Annotated in this window: 10 protein-coding genes; 7 read left to right on the forward strand and 3 right to left on the reverse strand. The window is 31.3% G+C overall.

Going from position 1 to position 16,417, the window contains the following annotated elements; all coding sequences use genetic code 11:
* The 3 genes from dnaA (at position 1) to gyrB (ending at position 4,888) form a co-directional block, all read left to right on the forward strand.
* The gene (gene dnaA / locus FBE87_RS00005) at positions 1 to 1,323 is read left to right on the forward strand and encodes a chromosomal replication initiator protein DnaA (RefSeq protein WP_002858822.1); all 1,323 of its coding nucleotides are present in this window, start codon (positions 1 to 3) and stop codon (positions 1,321 to 1,323) included.
* Between the two features lie 159 nt (positions 1,324 to 1,482).
* Positions 1,483 to 2,550 carry a DNA polymerase III subunit beta gene (gene dnaN, locus FBE87_RS00010; RefSeq protein WP_002855594.1) on the forward strand — a complete coding sequence of 356 codons (1,068 nt, stop codon included), beginning with the start codon at positions 1,483 to 1,485 and terminating at the stop codon, positions 2,548 to 2,550.
* Positions 2,551 to 2,578: 28 nt separating this feature from the next.
* The gene (gyrB, locus tag FBE87_RS00015; protein WP_002868257.1) at positions 2,579 to 4,888 is read left to right on the forward strand and encodes a DNA topoisomerase (ATP-hydrolyzing) subunit B; all 2,310 of its coding nucleotides are present in this window, start codon (positions 2,579 to 2,581) and stop codon (positions 4,886 to 4,888) included.
* 25 nt (positions 4,889 to 4,913) lie between these two features.
* On the opposite strand, the gene FBE87_RS00020 is transcribed toward gyrB, so the two are convergent.
* Entirely contained in the window at positions 4,914 to 5,255 is a 342-nt protein-coding gene (locus tag FBE87_RS00020; RefSeq protein ID WP_002868256.1) for a monoheme cytochrome C, read from the reverse strand.
* Positions 5,256 to 5,257: 2 nt separating this feature from the next.
* Entirely contained in the window at positions 5,258 to 6,496 is a 1,239-nt protein-coding gene (locus FBE87_RS00025; RefSeq protein ID WP_002868255.1) for a sulfite oxidase, read from the reverse strand.
* 204 nt (positions 6,497 to 6,700) lie between these two features.
* Between FBE87_RS00025 and FBE87_RS00030 the strand changes: the two genes are divergently transcribed.
* From FBE87_RS00030 to FBE87_RS00045, 4 genes are all read left to right on the forward strand, one after another.
* Positions 6,701 to 8,008 (forward strand): Na+/H+ antiporter family protein, encoded by a 1,308-nt coding sequence (locus FBE87_RS00030; protein ID WP_079254422.1) that lies wholly within the window; start codon positions 6,701 to 6,703, stop codon positions 8,006 to 8,008.
* 133 nt (positions 8,009 to 8,141) lie between these two features.
* A complete protein-coding gene (gene gltB / locus FBE87_RS00035; RefSeq protein ID WP_002868313.1) occupies positions 8,142 to 12,632 on the forward strand; it encodes a glutamate synthase large subunit in 4,491 nt (1,496 codons plus the stop codon).
* Positions 12,633 to 12,641: 9 nt separating this feature from the next.
* Entirely contained in the window at positions 12,642 to 14,393 is a 1,752-nt protein-coding gene (locus FBE87_RS00040) for a DUF262 domain-containing protein (protein WP_002853121.1), read from the forward strand.
* A gap of 2 nt (positions 14,394 to 14,395) precedes the next feature.
* The gene (locus tag FBE87_RS00045; RefSeq protein WP_002868314.1) at positions 14,396 to 15,841 is read left to right on the forward strand and encodes a glutamate synthase subunit beta; all 1,446 of its coding nucleotides are present in this window, start codon (positions 14,396 to 14,398) and stop codon (positions 15,839 to 15,841) included.
* On the opposite strand, the gene FBE87_RS00050 is transcribed toward FBE87_RS00045, so the two are convergent.
* Complete coding sequence (locus FBE87_RS00050; RefSeq protein WP_002853153.1) at positions 15,842 to 16,417, reverse strand: ribonuclease HII; 576 nt, start codon at positions 16,415 to 16,417, stop codon at positions 15,842 to 15,844.

The following is a 16,417-nucleotide window of genomic DNA, read 5'->3' on the forward strand; positions in this document are numbered from 1 at the left end:
ATGAATCCAAGCCAAATACTTGAAAATTTAAAAAAAGAATTAAGTGAAAACGAATACGAAAACTATTTATCAAATTTAAAATTCAACGAAAAACAAAGCAAAGCAGATCTTTTAGTTTTTAATGCTCCAAATGAACTCATGGCTAAATTCATACAAACAAAATACGGCAAAAAAATCGCGCATTTTTATGAAGTGCAAAGCGGAAATAAAGCCATCATAAATATACAAGCACAAAGTGCTAAACAAAGCAACAAAAGCACAAAAATCGACATAGCTCATATAAAAGCACAAAGCACGATTTTAAATCCTTCTTTTACTTTTGAAAGTTTTGTTGTAGGGGATTCTAACAAATACGCTTATGGAGCATGTAAAGCCATAGCACATAAAGACAAACTTGGAAAACTTTATAATCCAATCTTTGTTTATGGACCTACAGGACTTGGAAAAACACATTTACTTCAAGCAGTTGGAAATGCAAGCTTAGAAATGGGAAAAAAAGTTATTTACGCTACCAGTGAAAATTTCATCAACGATTTTACTTCAAATTTAAAAAATGGTTCTTTAGATAAATTTCATGAAAAGTATAGAAACTGCGATGTTTTACTTATAGATGATGTACAGTTTTTAGGAAAAACCGATAAAATTCAAGAAGAATTTTTCTTTATATTTAATGAAATCAAAAATAACGATGGACAAATCATCATGACTTCAGACAATCCACCCAACATGCTAAAAGGTATAACCGAACGCTTAAAAAGTCGTTTTGCACATGGGATCATAGCTGATATAACTCCACCTCAACTAGATACAAAAATAGCCATCATAAGAAAAAAATGTGAATTTAACGATATCAATCTTTCTAATGATATTATAAACTATATCGCTACTTCTTTAGGGGATAATATAAGAGAAATCGAAGGTATCATCATAAGTTTAAATGCTTATGCAACCATACTAGGACAAGAAATCACACTCGAACTTGCCAAAAGTGTGATGAAAGATCATATCAAAGAAAAGAAAGAAAATATCACTATAGATGACATTTTATCTTTGGTATGTAAAGAATTTAACATCAAACCAAGCGATGTGAAATCCAATAAAAAAACTCAAAATATAGTCACAGCAAGACGCATTGTGATTTACCTAGCTAGGGCACTTACGGCTTTGACTATGCCACAACTTGCGAATTATTTTGAAATGAAAGATCATACAGCTATTTCACATAATGTTAAAAAAATCACAGAAATGATAGAAAATGATGCTTCTTTAAAAGCAAAAATCGAAGAACTTAAAAACAAAATTCTTGTTAAAAGTCAAAGTTAAGTGAAAGGATGTGAAAAATAAATTCTAGAGTGTGAAAAAAAGAAATTAAGCAAAGTATGATAAAATACAAATTTGATTATTTTGCTTTGAAAAATTTCACAATTTCAACAAGCTTATTATTACAACGAATTTAAAATTAAAATAAACCAAGGAGAAAAAATGAAGTTAAGTATCAATAAAAATACTTTAGAATCTGCAGTGATTTTATGTAATGCTTATGTAGAAAAAAAAGACTCAAGCACCATTACTTCTCATCTTTTTTTTCATGCTGATGAAGATAAACTTCTTATTAGAGCTAGTGATTATGAAATAGGTATCAACTATAAGATAAAAAAAATCCGCGTAGAATCAAGTGGTTTTGCTACTGCAAATGCAAAAAGTATTGCAGATGTTATTAAAAGCTTAAACAATGAAGAAGTTGTTTTAGAAACCATTGATAATTTTTTATTTATAAGACAAAAAAGCACAAAATACAAACTTCCTATGTTTAATCATGAAGATTTTCCAAATTTTCCAAATACAGAAGGAAAAAACCAATTTGACATTGATTCAAGTGACTTAAGTCGTTCTCTTAAAAAGATATTACCAAGTATTGATACAAACAACCCAAAATACTCCTTAAATGGTGCATTTTTAGATATAAAAACAGATAAAATTAACTTCGTAGGAACTGATACAAAACGCCTTGCAATCTATACTTTAGAAAAAGCAAATAATCAAGAATTTAGTTTTAGTATCCCTAAAAAAGCTATTATGGAAATGCAAAAACTTTTCTATGAAAAAATAGAAATTTTTTATGATCAAAATATGCTTATCGCTAAAAATGAAAATTTTGAATTCTTTACAAAACTTATCAATGATAAATTTCCAGATTATGAAAAAGTTATACCAAAAACTTTCAAACAAGAACTCAGTTTTTCAACTGAAGATTTTATAGATAGTCTTAAAAAAATCAGCGTTGTAACTGAAAAAATGAAACTTCATTTTAACAAAGATAAAATCATCTTTGAAGGTATAAGTTTAGACAATATGGAAGCAAAAACAGAACTTGAAATTCAAACAGGAGTAAGTGAAGAATTTAATCTTACTATAAAAATCAAATATTTACTTGATTTTTTAACTTCTATAGAAGAAGAAAAATTCACTTTAAGTGTAAATGAACCTAATTCAGCATTTATAGTCAAATCCCAAGGACTATCAATGATTATCATGCCTATGATTTTGTAATAAAACAAGTAAAAGATAAAGGAAAAATATGCAAGAAAATTACGGTGCGAGTAATATTAAAGTCCTAAAAGGCCTAGAAGCTGTTAGAAAACGCCCAGGTATGTATATAGGAGATACAAACATAGGCGGACTTCATCATATGATTTATGAAGTTGTGGATAATTCTATCGATGAAGCTATGGCAGGACATTGTGATACTATAGATGTAGAAATCACTACTGAAGGAAGCTGTATAGTTAGTGATAATGGTCGTGGTATTCCTGTTGATATGCACCCAACTGAAAATATGCCAACTTTAACTGTTGTTTTAACTGTCCTACATGCAGGGGGAAAATTCGATAAAGATACTTATAAAGTTTCAGGCGGTTTGCATGGTGTTGGGGTTTCGGTTGTAAATGCACTTTCTAAAAAACTTGTAGCTACAGTTGAAAGAAATGGAGAAATTTATCGTCAAGAATTTTCAGAAGGTCAAGTTATCAGTGAATTTGGTGTGATAGGAAAAAGTAAAAAAACAGGAACAACTATAGAATTTTGGCCTGATGATCAAATTTTTGAAGTGACTGAATTTGATTATGAAATTTTGGCTAAAAGATTTCGTGAACTTGCATACTTAAATCCAAAAATCACTATAAATTTTAAAGATAACCGCGTAGGCAAACATGAAAGTTTTCACTTTGAAGGTGGAATTTCTCAGTTTGTTACAGACTTAAATAAAAAAGAAGCTTTAACTAAAGCAATTTTCTTTAGCGTAGATGAAGAAGATGTGAATGTTGAAGTAGCTTTGCTTTACAATGATACTTATAGTGAAAATTTACTCTCTTTTGTAAATAATATCAAAACTCCAGATGGTGGAACACACGAAGCTGGTTTTAGAATGGGTTTAACTCGTGTGATAAGTAACTATATAGAAGCAAATGCAAGTGCTAGAGAAAAGGATAATAAAATCACGGGTGATGATGTGCGTGAAGGTTTGATCGCTATTGTGAGTGTAAAGGTGCCTGAACCACAATTTGAAGGACAAACCAAAGGAAAACTTGGTTCAACTTATGTGCGTCCTATAGTTTCAAAAGCAAGTTTTGAGTATTTGACTAAATATTTTGAAGAAAATCCTATCGAAGCTAAAGCTATAATGAATAAAGCTTTAATGGCAGCTAGAGGAAGAGAAGCAGCGAAAAAAGCTAGAGAATTAACGCGCAAAAAAGAAAGTTTAAGCGTAGGAACTTTACCAGGGAAATTGGCTGATTGTCAAAGTAAAGATCCAAGTGAAAGTGAAATTTATCTTGTGGAAGGGGATTCTGCAGGAGGTTCTGCAAAACAAGGTAGAGAAAGATCTTTCCAAGCTATACTGCCTTTGCGTGGTAAAATTTTAAATGTTGAAAAAGCAAGATTAGATAAAATTTTAAAATCTGAGCAAATTCAAAATATGATTACCGCTTTTGGCTGTGGTATAGGTGAAGATTTTGATCTTTCAAAACTTAGATATCATAAAATCATCATCATGACAGATGCGGATGTTGATGGATCACATATACAAACCTTGCTTTTAACTTTCTTCTTCCGTTTTATGAATGAACTTGTGACAAATGGACATATTTATTTAGCACAACCACCTTTATATCTTTATAAAAAAGCTAAAAAGCAAATTTATTTAAAAGATGAAAAAGCTTTGAGCGAATACCTGATAGAAACAGGAATAGAAGGTTTAAACTATGAAGGTATAGGAATGAATGATTTAAAAGATTATTTAAAAATCGTCGCAGCTTATCGTGCGATTTTAAAAGATCTTGAAAAGCGTTTTAATGTGATTTCTGTGATACGCTATATGATAGAAAATTCAAATTTAGTTAAAGCAAATAATGAAGAATTATTTAGTGTAATCAAACAATTTTTAGAAACACAAGGACACAATATCTTAAATCATTATATCAATGAAAATGAAATTCGAGCTTTCGTTCAAACTCAAAATGGCTTAGAAGAACTTGTGATCAATGAAGAACTTTTCACTCATCCACTATATGAAGAAGCAAGTTATATTTTTGATAAGATTAAAGATAGAGGCTTGGAATTTGATAAAGATATTTTAGAAGTTCTTGAAGATGTTGAAACCAATGCTAAAAAAGGTGCTACTATACAACGCTATAAAGGTTTAGGGGAAATGAATCCTGAGCAACTTTGGGAAACCACAATGGATCCAAGCGTAAGAAGACTTTTAAAAATCACTATTGAAGATGCACAAAGTGCAAATGATACCTTTAATCTCTTTATGGGTGATGAGGTTGAACCAAGACGCGATTATATCCAAGCACACGCTAAAGATGTAAAGCATTTGGATGTGTAAATTTATCATTGAAGAAATGATTTCTTCAATGAGTTTTGTTTTGTAAGAGTATAGCTAGAGGAATTCTTCTTCTTGTATCGTATTTTTCTCCATAATATTTTTCAAGATAATTTAAAATTTTTTCTTCATCTTCAGGTTCTATTTCCCAAAGTCCTTCACTATCTTGCATCCATCTTATAGCTGCTAACCAAGCTTTTCTACTTGCATGCATATTGGTAATGAGATTGGATCCATGACAAGCTAAACAATTTGCTTCCACTAAAGGTGAATCAGGATCGATAATCAATCCTGTATCAGGGTTAATTTCAAGATTTTGAGCCCAACTTGCACTTAAAAACAATGCTAAGATCAATATAGTTTTTTTCATACTTAAACTCCATAAACATTAACTCTATGGCATGCATTATTGATATATCCTCCTGGATTCCACTGTGCTAAAACCATAGGTTGACTGTTACCTTGACTATCGATAGCTCTTGCCCAAATTTCATAATATCCTTTTGTTGGTATTGATATTTGAGCACTCCATTTTTGCCATGCTAATCTATTTAATGGTTTTTCTACCTTTGCTTTAGCCCATGTTACCCCATAATCATTGCTTACATAAACTTCACTAACTTCAAGTTCTCCAGCCCAAGCTTTACCTCTAACTTCAAATTTTTTATTTGCTTTTATTTCAGAACCATTTTTGATATTAGTAATTACAGATCTTATAGGCATTGATTCTATGATTTTCATCTCGCCTTTATAGTTAAAATCTCCTGGTTTTACCGGATTTACAGGAACTTTATAAGAACCTTCCATTTTTTCACCATCATGAATTTTATTTCTTACTGAAATTTTATAAAGCCATTTACCGCTTGTACTTGCAGGGTAACCACCACAAACAAGTCTAAGTGGATAGCCATTGACTAAAGGAATATCTTTGCCTTCATAAGCCCAAGCTATTAGAGTTTCATCTTGTAAAGCTTTAGAAATAGGAACTCCTCTACTAATAGGTGAAGTTTCTTCACCATTTAATTTTGTATCTATGCCATAATATCCGATATAAACCGCATCATTTTTGATACCACAATCTTTTAAAATATCTTTTAAACGCACTCCTGTCCATCTACCGCAAGCTACTGCACCATAACCCCATTGAGTTCCTTTTGTGCTAGGTATAACTTCGGATCTACCATTTCCACCGCATTCAACTGTTAAGGCATAAGTATAGGTTTTAAATTTCTTTTTTAAATCTTCTATGGTGTAAGATTTTTTATTGATAATGCTTTCTCCATCGATTTCTAAAGTCCAACCTTTATGAAGTCTTTCTTTTATCGTTTCTAGGCTTGGTGGTAAGCCATTATTTCTAACAAAGAAATTTTCAGGTTTAGTAAAATCAGAATCAAGAGCATAAATTTCAGTTTCTGCTGTTAATGGTTTTTCACCATGATAGATAAGATCTTTTTTACCTTCTATTTTAAAATCAGGCAATTCTTTTGCCAAAGCCTTACTTCCTAAAAAATTCTCAAAAGAAAAATTTGACAATACACTAATGCCAAATAAACCAAATCCTATATTTTTTAGAAAGTCTCTACGATTTTCTTTTTGATCGTTCTGTTTCATTGAAATATCCTTAAATATTTATATAATCTTTTATTTTATTATAAATTTTAAAAATTTAAATAATTAATATAATTAATTATTTAAATTAAAAAAATTAATTATTTTTATAATTTTACATATTAAAATAAAATCATCATATGTTCGAGTTTTATTACATTTTAACTAAGTTTTTTCTACAATTAAATTTTTAAAATTATTTAAGGAATGATTTTGACTTTACTTACTAATCCTATCATTATCAGTGTTGTTTTGATGACTTTACTTTGTTTGTTTCGTTTTAATGTGCTTTTGAGTCTTTTGATCTCAGCTCTTATTGCAGGTGTATTTTCTCATCTTGAACTCGTAGATACTATGAATATACTTATAAGCGGAATGAAAGAAAATTTAAAAACAGCTCTTAGCTATATACTTTTAGGGGCCATTGCCGCAGCGATTTCAAAGACAAATTTAACTGCATATTTGATTAAGATAGTAAGTCATTTTATATCTCATAAAAAATATTTATTGCTTTTGTCTATAGCTTTGATTTCTTGTTTTTCTCAAAATTTAATTCCTATTCATGTAGCTTTTATACCTTTGTTGATTCCACCTCTTTTAAGTCTTTTTAATAAACTTAAAATCGATCGTAGAGCGGTTGCTTGTGCTTTAACTTTTGGACTTACTACGCCTTATATGGTTTTGCCAGTAGGCTTTGGACTTACTTTTCAAGATCTTTTAAAAGATAATTTAAATGCAAATAATGTAAGTGCATCTTTAAATGATGTTACAAATACTATGTATTTCGCTGCTATTTGTATGATAGCAGGACTTTTTCTAGCGCTTTTTGTGTTTTATCGTAAGTCAAGAGAGTATCAAGAAGTAGAAATTGCTAAAGTGGATTTAGAAAATCTTGAAATGACGCGTAAAGAATGGGGTGTTTTAGCTGGGCTTGTTTTAACTTTAATTTTGCAAATTTTGACTATGAATTTACCTTTATCAGGGCTTTTGGGTTTTGTTTTAATGGTTATTTTGGGTGGAGTTGAATTTTCAAAAGTCAATGAAGTTTTTGATGATGGGCTTAAAATGATGGGTTTTATAGCTTTTGTTATCCTTGTTGCTGCAGGATATGGAGAAGTTTTAAAAGAAAGTGGATCAGTAGTAGATCTTGTAAATTCAGTCGTTCCTTGGATGGAGCAAAGTAAATTTTTAGCAGTATTTTTCATGCTTTTAATAGGACTTATCATCACTATGGGTATAGGTACTTCTTTTGGAACTATACCTATCATAGCTACGCTTTTTTGTCCTATTTGTTTGGAACTTGGTTTTAGTACAGCACTTATTATATTTATCTTAGGAGTAGCAGGAGCTTTAGGAGATGCAGGAAGTCCAGCCAGTGAAACAACCATGGGAACTACTGTAGGATTAAATGCTGATAAACAACACGATCACATTAAAGATACTTGCATACCAACTTTTATTTTTTATAATGGTCCATTATTGATTTTGGGTAGTATTATCGCCATGTTTTTATAATTTTTGCAAATCTATCAAAATATTTTTTAATTTATTTATTTTTAAGATAAAAATTATATCGATTTTAAAAAAATGTATGCTATAATCCTTATAAAGCTAACAAAATTTAAATCAGTCTTATAAGGAGAGCAAAATGGATTTAGAAAATATCCTAGAAAATAATCAAAGCATAGGTTTATATCACCCAAAGAACGAACACGATGCCTGTGGTATCGCTGCAGTTGCTAATATACGCGGTATTGCTTCTTATAAGGTTATTTGTGATGCTTTAGAAATTTTGATGAATCTTGAACACCGAGGTGGTGCAGGAGCTGAAGAAAATTCAGGTGATGGGGCGGGGATTTTAATCCAAATTCCACATGATTTTTTTAAAACTCAAGAATTGGGTTTTGAACTTCCTAAAAAGGGTGATTATGCTGTAGCACAGATGTTTTTATCACCCAATACTGATGCAAAAGAAGAAGCAAAAGAAATATTTTTACAAGGTTTAAAGGATAAAAAACTTGAATTTTTAGGTTTTAGAAAAGTGCCTTTTAATCCTAGCGATATAGGTGCAAGTGCTTTAAAAGCTATGCCTTATTTTTTACAAGCCTTTGTGAAAAAACCAAGTAAAATAAGTGCAGGACTTGAGTTTGAAAGAGTGCTTTATAGTACGCGTCGACTTATAGAAAAAAGAGCTATTAATGTGCCAAAATTTTATTTTTCAAGTTTTTCTTCACGCACCATAGTTTATAAAGGAATGCTTCTTTCAACTCAATTGAGCGATTTTTATCTTGATTTTAAAGATGTCAATATGAAATCAGCCATCGCTTTGGTGCATTCTCGCTTTTCGACTAATACCTTCCCAAGTTGGGAAAGAGCCCATCCAAACCGTTATATGGTGCATAATGGAGAGATTAATACCATACGCGGAAATGTTGATAGCATAAGAGCTAGAGAAGGCTTGATGCAAAGTGAGTATTTTGAAAATTTAGATGAAATTTTTCCTATCATAGCTAAGCCTAGCAGTGATTCTGCAATGTTTGATAATACTTTAGAATTTTTAGCTCTAAATGGTCGTACTTTAGAAGAAGCTTTTATGATGATGGTGCCAGAACCTTGGCATAAAAATGAAAATATGGAAAGCAAAAAGCGTGCTTTTTATGAATATCATTCTTTATTGATGGAGCCTTGGGATGGGCCTGCTGCTATAGTTTTTACTGATGGAGTGATTATGGGGGCGAGTTTGGATAGAAATGGTTTTCGTCCTTCAAGGTATTATCTTACAAAAGATGATATGCTCATACTTTCAAGTGAAACAGGGGCTTTAAAACTTGATGAAAAAAATATCAAAGCCAAAAAACGCTTAGAACCTGGAAAACTTTTACTCGTTGATACAGCAAGAGGTAGGGTTATAGCTGATAATGAAATCAAAGAGCATTATGCTAATGCTAAGCCTTATAAAAAATGGCTTAAAAATTTAGTTGAACTTGAAAAACAAAAAAGCGGAGTTTATAAACATCAGTTTTTAAAAGAAGATGAGGTTTTAAAACTCCAAAAAGCTTTTGGTTGGAGTTATGATGAGCTTAAAATGAGTGTGGCTGCTATGGCTCAAAATGGTAAAGAAGCTATAGCAGCTATGGGTGTAGATACTCCTTTGGCTATACTTTCTAAAACTTATCAACCTTTGTATAATTATTTTAAACAACTTTTTGCACAAGTAACTAATCCTCCTCTTGATGCCATAAGAGAAGAGATCGTTACTTCTACAAGGATTTATCTAGGAAGCGAAGGCAATTTATTAAAACCCGATGAAAACAATGCAAAACGCGTAAAAATAGCTTTGCCTGTGATAAGCAATGAAGAACTTTTTGAAGTTAAGGCTTTAAATAAATTTCAAGTTAAAGAATTTTCTATACTTTATGATTATTCTAAAAAAACTTTAGAAAAGGCTTTAGATGAACTTTGCGTTAAGATAGAAGATGAGGTTAAAAAAGGTGTTTCTATTATCATTTTAAGCGATAAAGGAGTGGATGAAAAAAACGCTTATATCCCTGCTTTGCTTGCTGTTTCTGGAGTGCATAATCATCTAGTAAGAAAAAATTTAAGAACACATACAAGTCTTATCATCGAAAGTGGTGAACCTAGAGAAATTCATCATTTTGCATGTCTTTTAGGTTATGGTGCGACTGTTATTAATCCTTATTTGGTTTATGAGAGTATACAAAAACTCATTGCCAATAAAGATTTAAATTTAAGTTATGAAAAGGCGGTAGAAAATTTCATCAAGGCAAGTTCAAGTGGTATAGTCAAAATTGCTTCTAAAATGGGGGTTTCTACCTTGCAAAGTTATAATGGCTCTGCACTTTTTGAATGTCTGGGCTTAAGCTCTAAGGTGATTGATAAATACTTCACTTCTACAACTTCACGCATTGAAGGTATGGATTTAGAAGATTTTGAAAAAGAACTCATTGCTTTACACAAACATGCTTTTAACGATACACATAAGGCTTTAGATTCTAAAGGAATTCATGGTTTTAGAAGTGCTAAAGAAGAACATTTAATCGATCCGCTTGTGATTTTTAATCTTCAGCAAGCCTGTCGCAACAAAGACTATAAAAGCTTTAAAAAATACTCGGCTTTAGTAGATGAAAAACAAGTTAATTTGCGTTCTTTGATGGAATTTGATTTTAGTGAAGCTATCAGTATAGATAAGGTTGAAAGTGTAGAAAGTATAGTTAAACGCTTTAGAACAGGGGCGATGAGTTATGGTTCTATTTCTAAAGAAGCACACGAGTGTTTAGCACAGGCTATGAATAAAATAGGTGCTAAATCAAATTCAGGTGAAGGTGGTGAGGATGAAGAACGCTATGAAATCAAAGAGGGTGTGGATAAAAACTCAGCCATTAAGCAAGTAGCAAGTGGGCGTTTTGGCGTGGATTTAAACTACTTAAGTCATGCAAAAGAAATTCAAATCAAAGTCGCTCAAGGTGCAAAACCAGGTGAGGGCGGACAATTAATGGGCTTTAAAGTCTATCCTTGGATAGCTAAGGCTAGACATTCTACTGCAGGTGTGACGCTTATTTCCCCACCTCCTCATCATGATATTTATTCTATTGAGGATTTGGCTCAACTCATTTATGATTTAAAACATGCGAACAAAGACGCTAAAATTTCAGTAAAACTTGTAAGCGAAAATGGCATAGGAACGGTTGCTGCAGGTGTGGCTAAGGCAGGCGCGAATTTAATCCTTGTTTCAGGTTATGATGGAGGTACGGGTGCAAGTCCTAGAACTTCTATACCGCATGCTGGAATTCCTTGGGAGTTAGGCTTAGCTGAAACGCATCAAACTTTGATCTTAAATAAGCTTAGAGATAGGGTAAGATTAGAAACTGATGGAAAGCTTATGAATGGGCGTGATTTAGCCATAGCAGCACTTTTAGGAGCTGAAGAATTTGGTTTTGCAACCGCTCCTTTGATTGTTTTAGGTTGTACAATGATGAGAGTTTGTCATCTAAATACCTGTCCTTTTGGTATAGCCACTCAAGATACAGAACTTAGAGATCGTTTCAAAGGCAAAGTAGATGATGTGATTAATTTCATGTATTTTATAGCTGAGGAGCTTAGAGAATATATGGCAAGGCTTGGTTTTGAACGCCTAGATGATATGATAGGTCGCGTGGATAAACTCCGCCAAAAAAGTGTGCAAGGTAAAGCAGGAAAGCTAAATTTAGATAAAATTTTAAAATCCTTGCCTACTTATAATAGAACCGCTGTGCATTTTAAAGATTATAAAGACAATAAACTTGAAAAAACGATTGATTATAGAATTTTACTACCACTTTGTAAAAATGCTGTGGAGAAAAAAGAGCCTATCAAACTTTCTTTAGAAGTAGGAAATCAAAGTCGTACTTTTGCAACTATGCTTTCAAGTGAAATTTTAAAAACTTATGGAAAAGATGCTTTAGATGAAGATAGTATCCATATCAAAGCTATAGGCAATGCAGGCAATAGCTTTGGAGCGTTTTTGTTAAAGGGTATTAAACTTGAGATTATAGGCGATAGCAATGATTATTTAGGCAAGGGTTTAAGTGGTGGTAAAATCATAGCAAAAATTTCAAATGAAGCCACTTTTTCACCTGAAGAAAATATCATCGCAGGAAATGCTTGTTTATACGGAGCTACAAAAGGTGAAGTGTATTTAGATGGTATAGCAGGGGAAAGATTTTGTGTAAGAAATTCAGGGGCTTTGGCTGTGGTTTTAGGAACAGGCGTGCATGGTTGTGAATATATGACAGGTGGACAAGTTGTAGTTCTTGGAGATGTGGGTGCGAATTTCGCTGCTGGTATGAGTGGGGGCGTTGTTTATATCTTTGGAAGACACAATGAAGCTCATGTAAATACCGAGCTTGTGGATATTAAAGATCTTAATGCTAAGGATGAAAAAGAATTAAAAGCTGTGATAGAAAAACATATCACTTATACAGATTCTAAAAAGGCTAAAGATATTTTAGAAAAATTCGATAAAAAAGACTTTTTTAAAGTCATGCCAAGAGATTATGAAAAGATGTTAAAAATGCTTGATCTTTGTAAAAATGAAAAAGATCCAAATTTAGCAGCATTTTTGAAAATCACACAAAAATAAGGAGTAAAAATGGCAGGATTTCAATCACCAATAACAATTAATGAAGCAATGCAAAGAATAAAAAACAATGAATATTTACTTCCAGCATTTCAAAGAGAGTATGTTTGGGAGCCTTGGCAGATAGAAGAATTATTTGATTCACTAATACGAGGATATCCTATAAGTTCTATGCTTTTTTGGAAAGTAAAAGATGAAAGCAAGACAGCTTGGAAATTTTATAGATTTTTAGAATATTATCGTGAATCGTATCATACGCATAATGATTATTTTAACACCTCAAACCATAAAGATTTTTATGCGATTTTAGATGGACAACAAAGATTAACTTCGCTTTATTTTGCTTTGTTTGGAAATTATGATATTCACAGATCATATAATAAATGGGAGAACAATGATAGATATTTTAAAATTTGTCATTTTTATTTTAATCTCACTCAAAGCAAGAAACCAGAAAATGAAAATATTGAATATGAATTTTTATGGCTTGATAAATTAGAAACAAAAGAACAAAATATTTATATTGATAAATATCAGCAAAAATGGTTTAAGTGTCAGTATTTATATCAATATGATTCAGGAAGAGTAAGAAAAATAGCAAAAGAATTTAATTTAAACGAAAATGAAGAAGATAGATTAGATCTATTGCATCAAAAGATATTTGATAAGAATTTAATTAATTTCTATTTAGAAGAAGAACAAGATCCAGATAAAGCGGTTAATATTTTTATTAGAATTAATTCAAATGGTGAGCCTCTTGATTATTCTGATATTTTATTTAGTATTGCTATTGCAAATTGGAATAAAATTGATGCAAGAACAGAAATAAATAATCTTGTAGATAAAATTAATGAAAATTTCGATATCTCTAAAGATTTAATCCTTAAAGGATTTTTATATTTATTCCATAACAATATTAAATTTCAAATCAATAGTTTTGATAAAAATTTTATAGAATCCATAGAAGCTAAATGGGAAGGCATAAAAAATGCTTTTATTGAAACATTTAGATTGCTTAGAAGTTTTGGATTTGAAGCAAAAACACTTTCATCAAATAATGCTATTTTACCCATTTTATATTTTATTTATCATAAAAATTTGACAAATAATATAGTAGATTCTGTCAAGTGTAATGAAAATAGAGCTATAATAAAAAAATGGTTGTTAAGGGCAATTATTTTAAAGCCTTTTGGTGGAAGTAGTGATACGGTATTGTCTAACATGCGTAAAGCTTTTATTAAAGATTTTAAGCAAAATAGTGGCTTTTTTGATAGAGAAATAGAATTATTTCCATTGGAAGAAATTGAAAAAGAGGCAAAATATATACAAACAATAGATGAAGAATATTTAGAAAATAATGTCATAGAATGCCGTAAAAATAGTCCTGAAGCGTTTGCTGTGTTATCTTTACTTTATCCAAATTTAGATTATAAAAATAATAATTTTCATAAAGATCATTTGCATCCAGAGTCCGCATATAAAGAATATGAAAAACTTTATAAAGCTACAGATAATTGTATTTCTTTTAATATTTATGATTCTTTACCAAATTTACAAATGCTTGATGCAAATGAAAATGAATCTAAAAATAACAAACCTTTAAAGCAATGGGTAAATGAAAAATGTAATGGAAATAGAAAGGAATTTTTAGGAAAACACTTAATTCCTGATGTTGATTTATCTTTGGAAAATTTTAATAATTTTATAGAAGAAAGAAAAAAAATTATTATAGACAAGCTAAAAAGTATATTAAATAAGGAGTAAAAATGGGAAATGCAAGAGGTTTTTTAGACTTTAAAAGAATGGATTTTAAAAAAATTGCTCCTAAGGAAAGGGTTTTAAATTTCAAAGAATTTACTATACCTTTGGATAAAAAAGAACAAGAAGTTCAAGGTGGACGATGTATGGATTGTGGGGTAGCTTTTTGTCATACGGGTGTGATGAGCGAAGGAAAAGATGTGGGCTGTCCTTTAAACAATCTCATTCCTGAATGGAACGATCTTGTTTATCGTTCTTTATGGAAAGAAGCTTATGAAAGACTTGATCTTACCAATCCTTTTCCTGAATTTACCGGTCGTGTTTGCCCTGCTCCTTGTGAGGATTCTTGTGTGTGTGCGATAAATGGTGTTAGTGTGAGCATAAAAAATAATGAATTATCCATTATAGAAAATGCTTTTAAGGAAAATTTAGTAAGAGTAAATAAACCTAAGCAATACAATGGCAAAAAAATCGCTGTCATAGGAAGTGGGCCTGCTGGGCTTGCTTGTGCCAATACTTTAAATTCACTAGGTTATAAAGTAAGTGTTTTTGAAAGAAGCGATAAAATAGGCGGACTTTTGATGTATGGCATCCCTGATATGAAGCTTGATAAAAGTATAGTTCAAAGACGGGTGGATTTGCTTAAAAAAAGTGGGATTGAATTTAAAGTGAATGAAAATATAGACAGCAAAGATAAGGTTTCAAAACTTCTAAAAGAATTTGATGCTTTGGTGCTTTGTACAGGAGCAAGTAAGCCTATAGATCTTGATATAGAAGGTAGAAAGCTAAAAGGGGTTGAATTTGCCCTTGATTTTTTAACGCAAAATACCAAAACTTTGTTAAAAACAGGCAAGGGTGCAGATATGGCCAAAGGTAAAAATGTCTTGGTTATAGGAAGCGGGGATACAAGTGTGGATTGTATCGCTGTAGCGACAAGACAAGGGGCTAAATCTATAGTGCGTTTTGAAAGAAGTCCAAAAAGACCTTTGCAAAGAAGCCAAAACAATCCTTGGCCTTTAAAAGCTGACATTTTTACTACTGATTATGGTTTAGAAGAAGCCATTGCTGTATATGGCAAAGATCCTAGGGAATATCAAAAAATGACAAAGAAATTTTTAGGAAAAACTCATGTAGAAGGTGTTGAAGCAAATGATTTAAAACGCGAGTTTAAAGAAGGCAAAGCTATAAATGTCGAAATTTCAAATTCTAAAAAAACTTATAAAGCGGATTTAGTGCTTTTAGCTATGGGTTTTAGCGGGTGCGAAGAAGCTATCTCTAAAAATTTTGGAGTGAAATTAGATGAGAAAAACAACATAAGCACAGAAAATTTCCAAACCACTCATAAAAAAATCTTTGCTTGTGGAGATGCTAGAAAAGGACAATCTTTAGTTGTTTGGGCTATAAAAGATGGTATAGAATGTGCTTTGAGTTTGCATCAAAATTTAGCAAAATAATCATAAAAGTTTAAAACTTTTTCGGTGGAGTTTGCAAATTCCAAATTTAGCTATAAATTCTTTATGAGCTTTTGTGCCATAGGCTTTGTTTTTTTCAAATTCATAACAAGGAAAGTCTTTAGCTAAGAAATTCATCACTCTATCTTTACTAACTTTTGCGAGTATGCTAGCTGCACTTACTTGCAAAATGCTAGTGTCGGCTTTGATTTGTGTTTTTATCCCGTTTATACCTAGGTTGGTGTTTCCATCATATAAGAAGTTATTTTCTGTTTTAAAATGCTTTTTTATAAGTTTTAAGCCTTTTTTTAAACAAGTGCTTAAGCCTAGTGCGTCGATTTGTTCTGAAGAAAAAGCAAGTATGAGATAGTTTGAATTTTTGATGATGATTTCATAAAGTTCTTCGCGTTTTTTTTCGCTTAGTTTTTTAGAATCACACAACCCATCAAGTTGTTTGTTCAGTTTGCAAGCTGCCATCATCATAGGACCTGCTAAAGCACCGCGTCCTGCTTCATCAATACCGATTAAATTTATATCAAATTCGTTTAAAAGTTCTTTTGTGTCAAATAAAGTTTTCAA

Source organism: Campylobacter sp. CFSAN093246 (genome assembly GCF_012889415.1).
Taxonomy (GTDB): domain Bacteria; phylum Campylobacterota; class Campylobacteria; order Campylobacterales; family Campylobacteraceae; genus Campylobacter_D; species Campylobacter_D jejuni.

Excerpts from the sequence above, each read along its gene's own strand:
- dnaA (WP_002858822.1), top strand. The coding sequence starts at position 1 with ATGAATCCAAGCCAAATACTTGAAAATTTAAAAAAAGAATTAAGTGAA.
- gltB (WP_002868313.1), top strand. The coding sequence starts at position 8,142 with ATGGATTTAGAAAATATCCTAGAAAATAATCAAAGCATAGGTTTATAT.
- gyrB (WP_002868257.1), top strand. The coding sequence starts at position 2,579 with ATGCAAGAAAATTACGGTGCGAGTAATATTAAAGTCCTAAAAGGCCTA.
- FBE87_RS00025 (WP_002868255.1), bottom strand. The coding sequence starts at position 6,496 with ATGAAACAGAACGATCAAAAAGAAAATCGTAGAGACTTTCTAAAAAAT.
- FBE87_RS00040 (WP_002853121.1), top strand. The coding sequence starts at position 12,642 with ATGGCAGGATTTCAATCACCAATAACAATTAATGAAGCAATGCAAAGA.
- FBE87_RS00020 (WP_002868256.1), bottom strand. The coding sequence starts at position 5,255 with ATGAAAAAAACTATATTGATCTTAGCATTGTTTTTAAGTGCAAGTTGG.
- FBE87_RS00045 (WP_002868314.1), top strand. The coding sequence starts at position 14,396 with ATGGGAAATGCAAGAGGTTTTTTAGACTTTAAAAGAATGGATTTTAAA.
- dnaN (WP_002855594.1), top strand. The coding sequence starts at position 1,483 with ATGAAGTTAAGTATCAATAAAAATACTTTAGAATCTGCAGTGATTTTA.
- FBE87_RS00030 (WP_079254422.1), top strand. The coding sequence starts at position 6,701 with ATGATTTTGACTTTACTTACTAATCCTATCATTATCAGTGTTGTTTTG.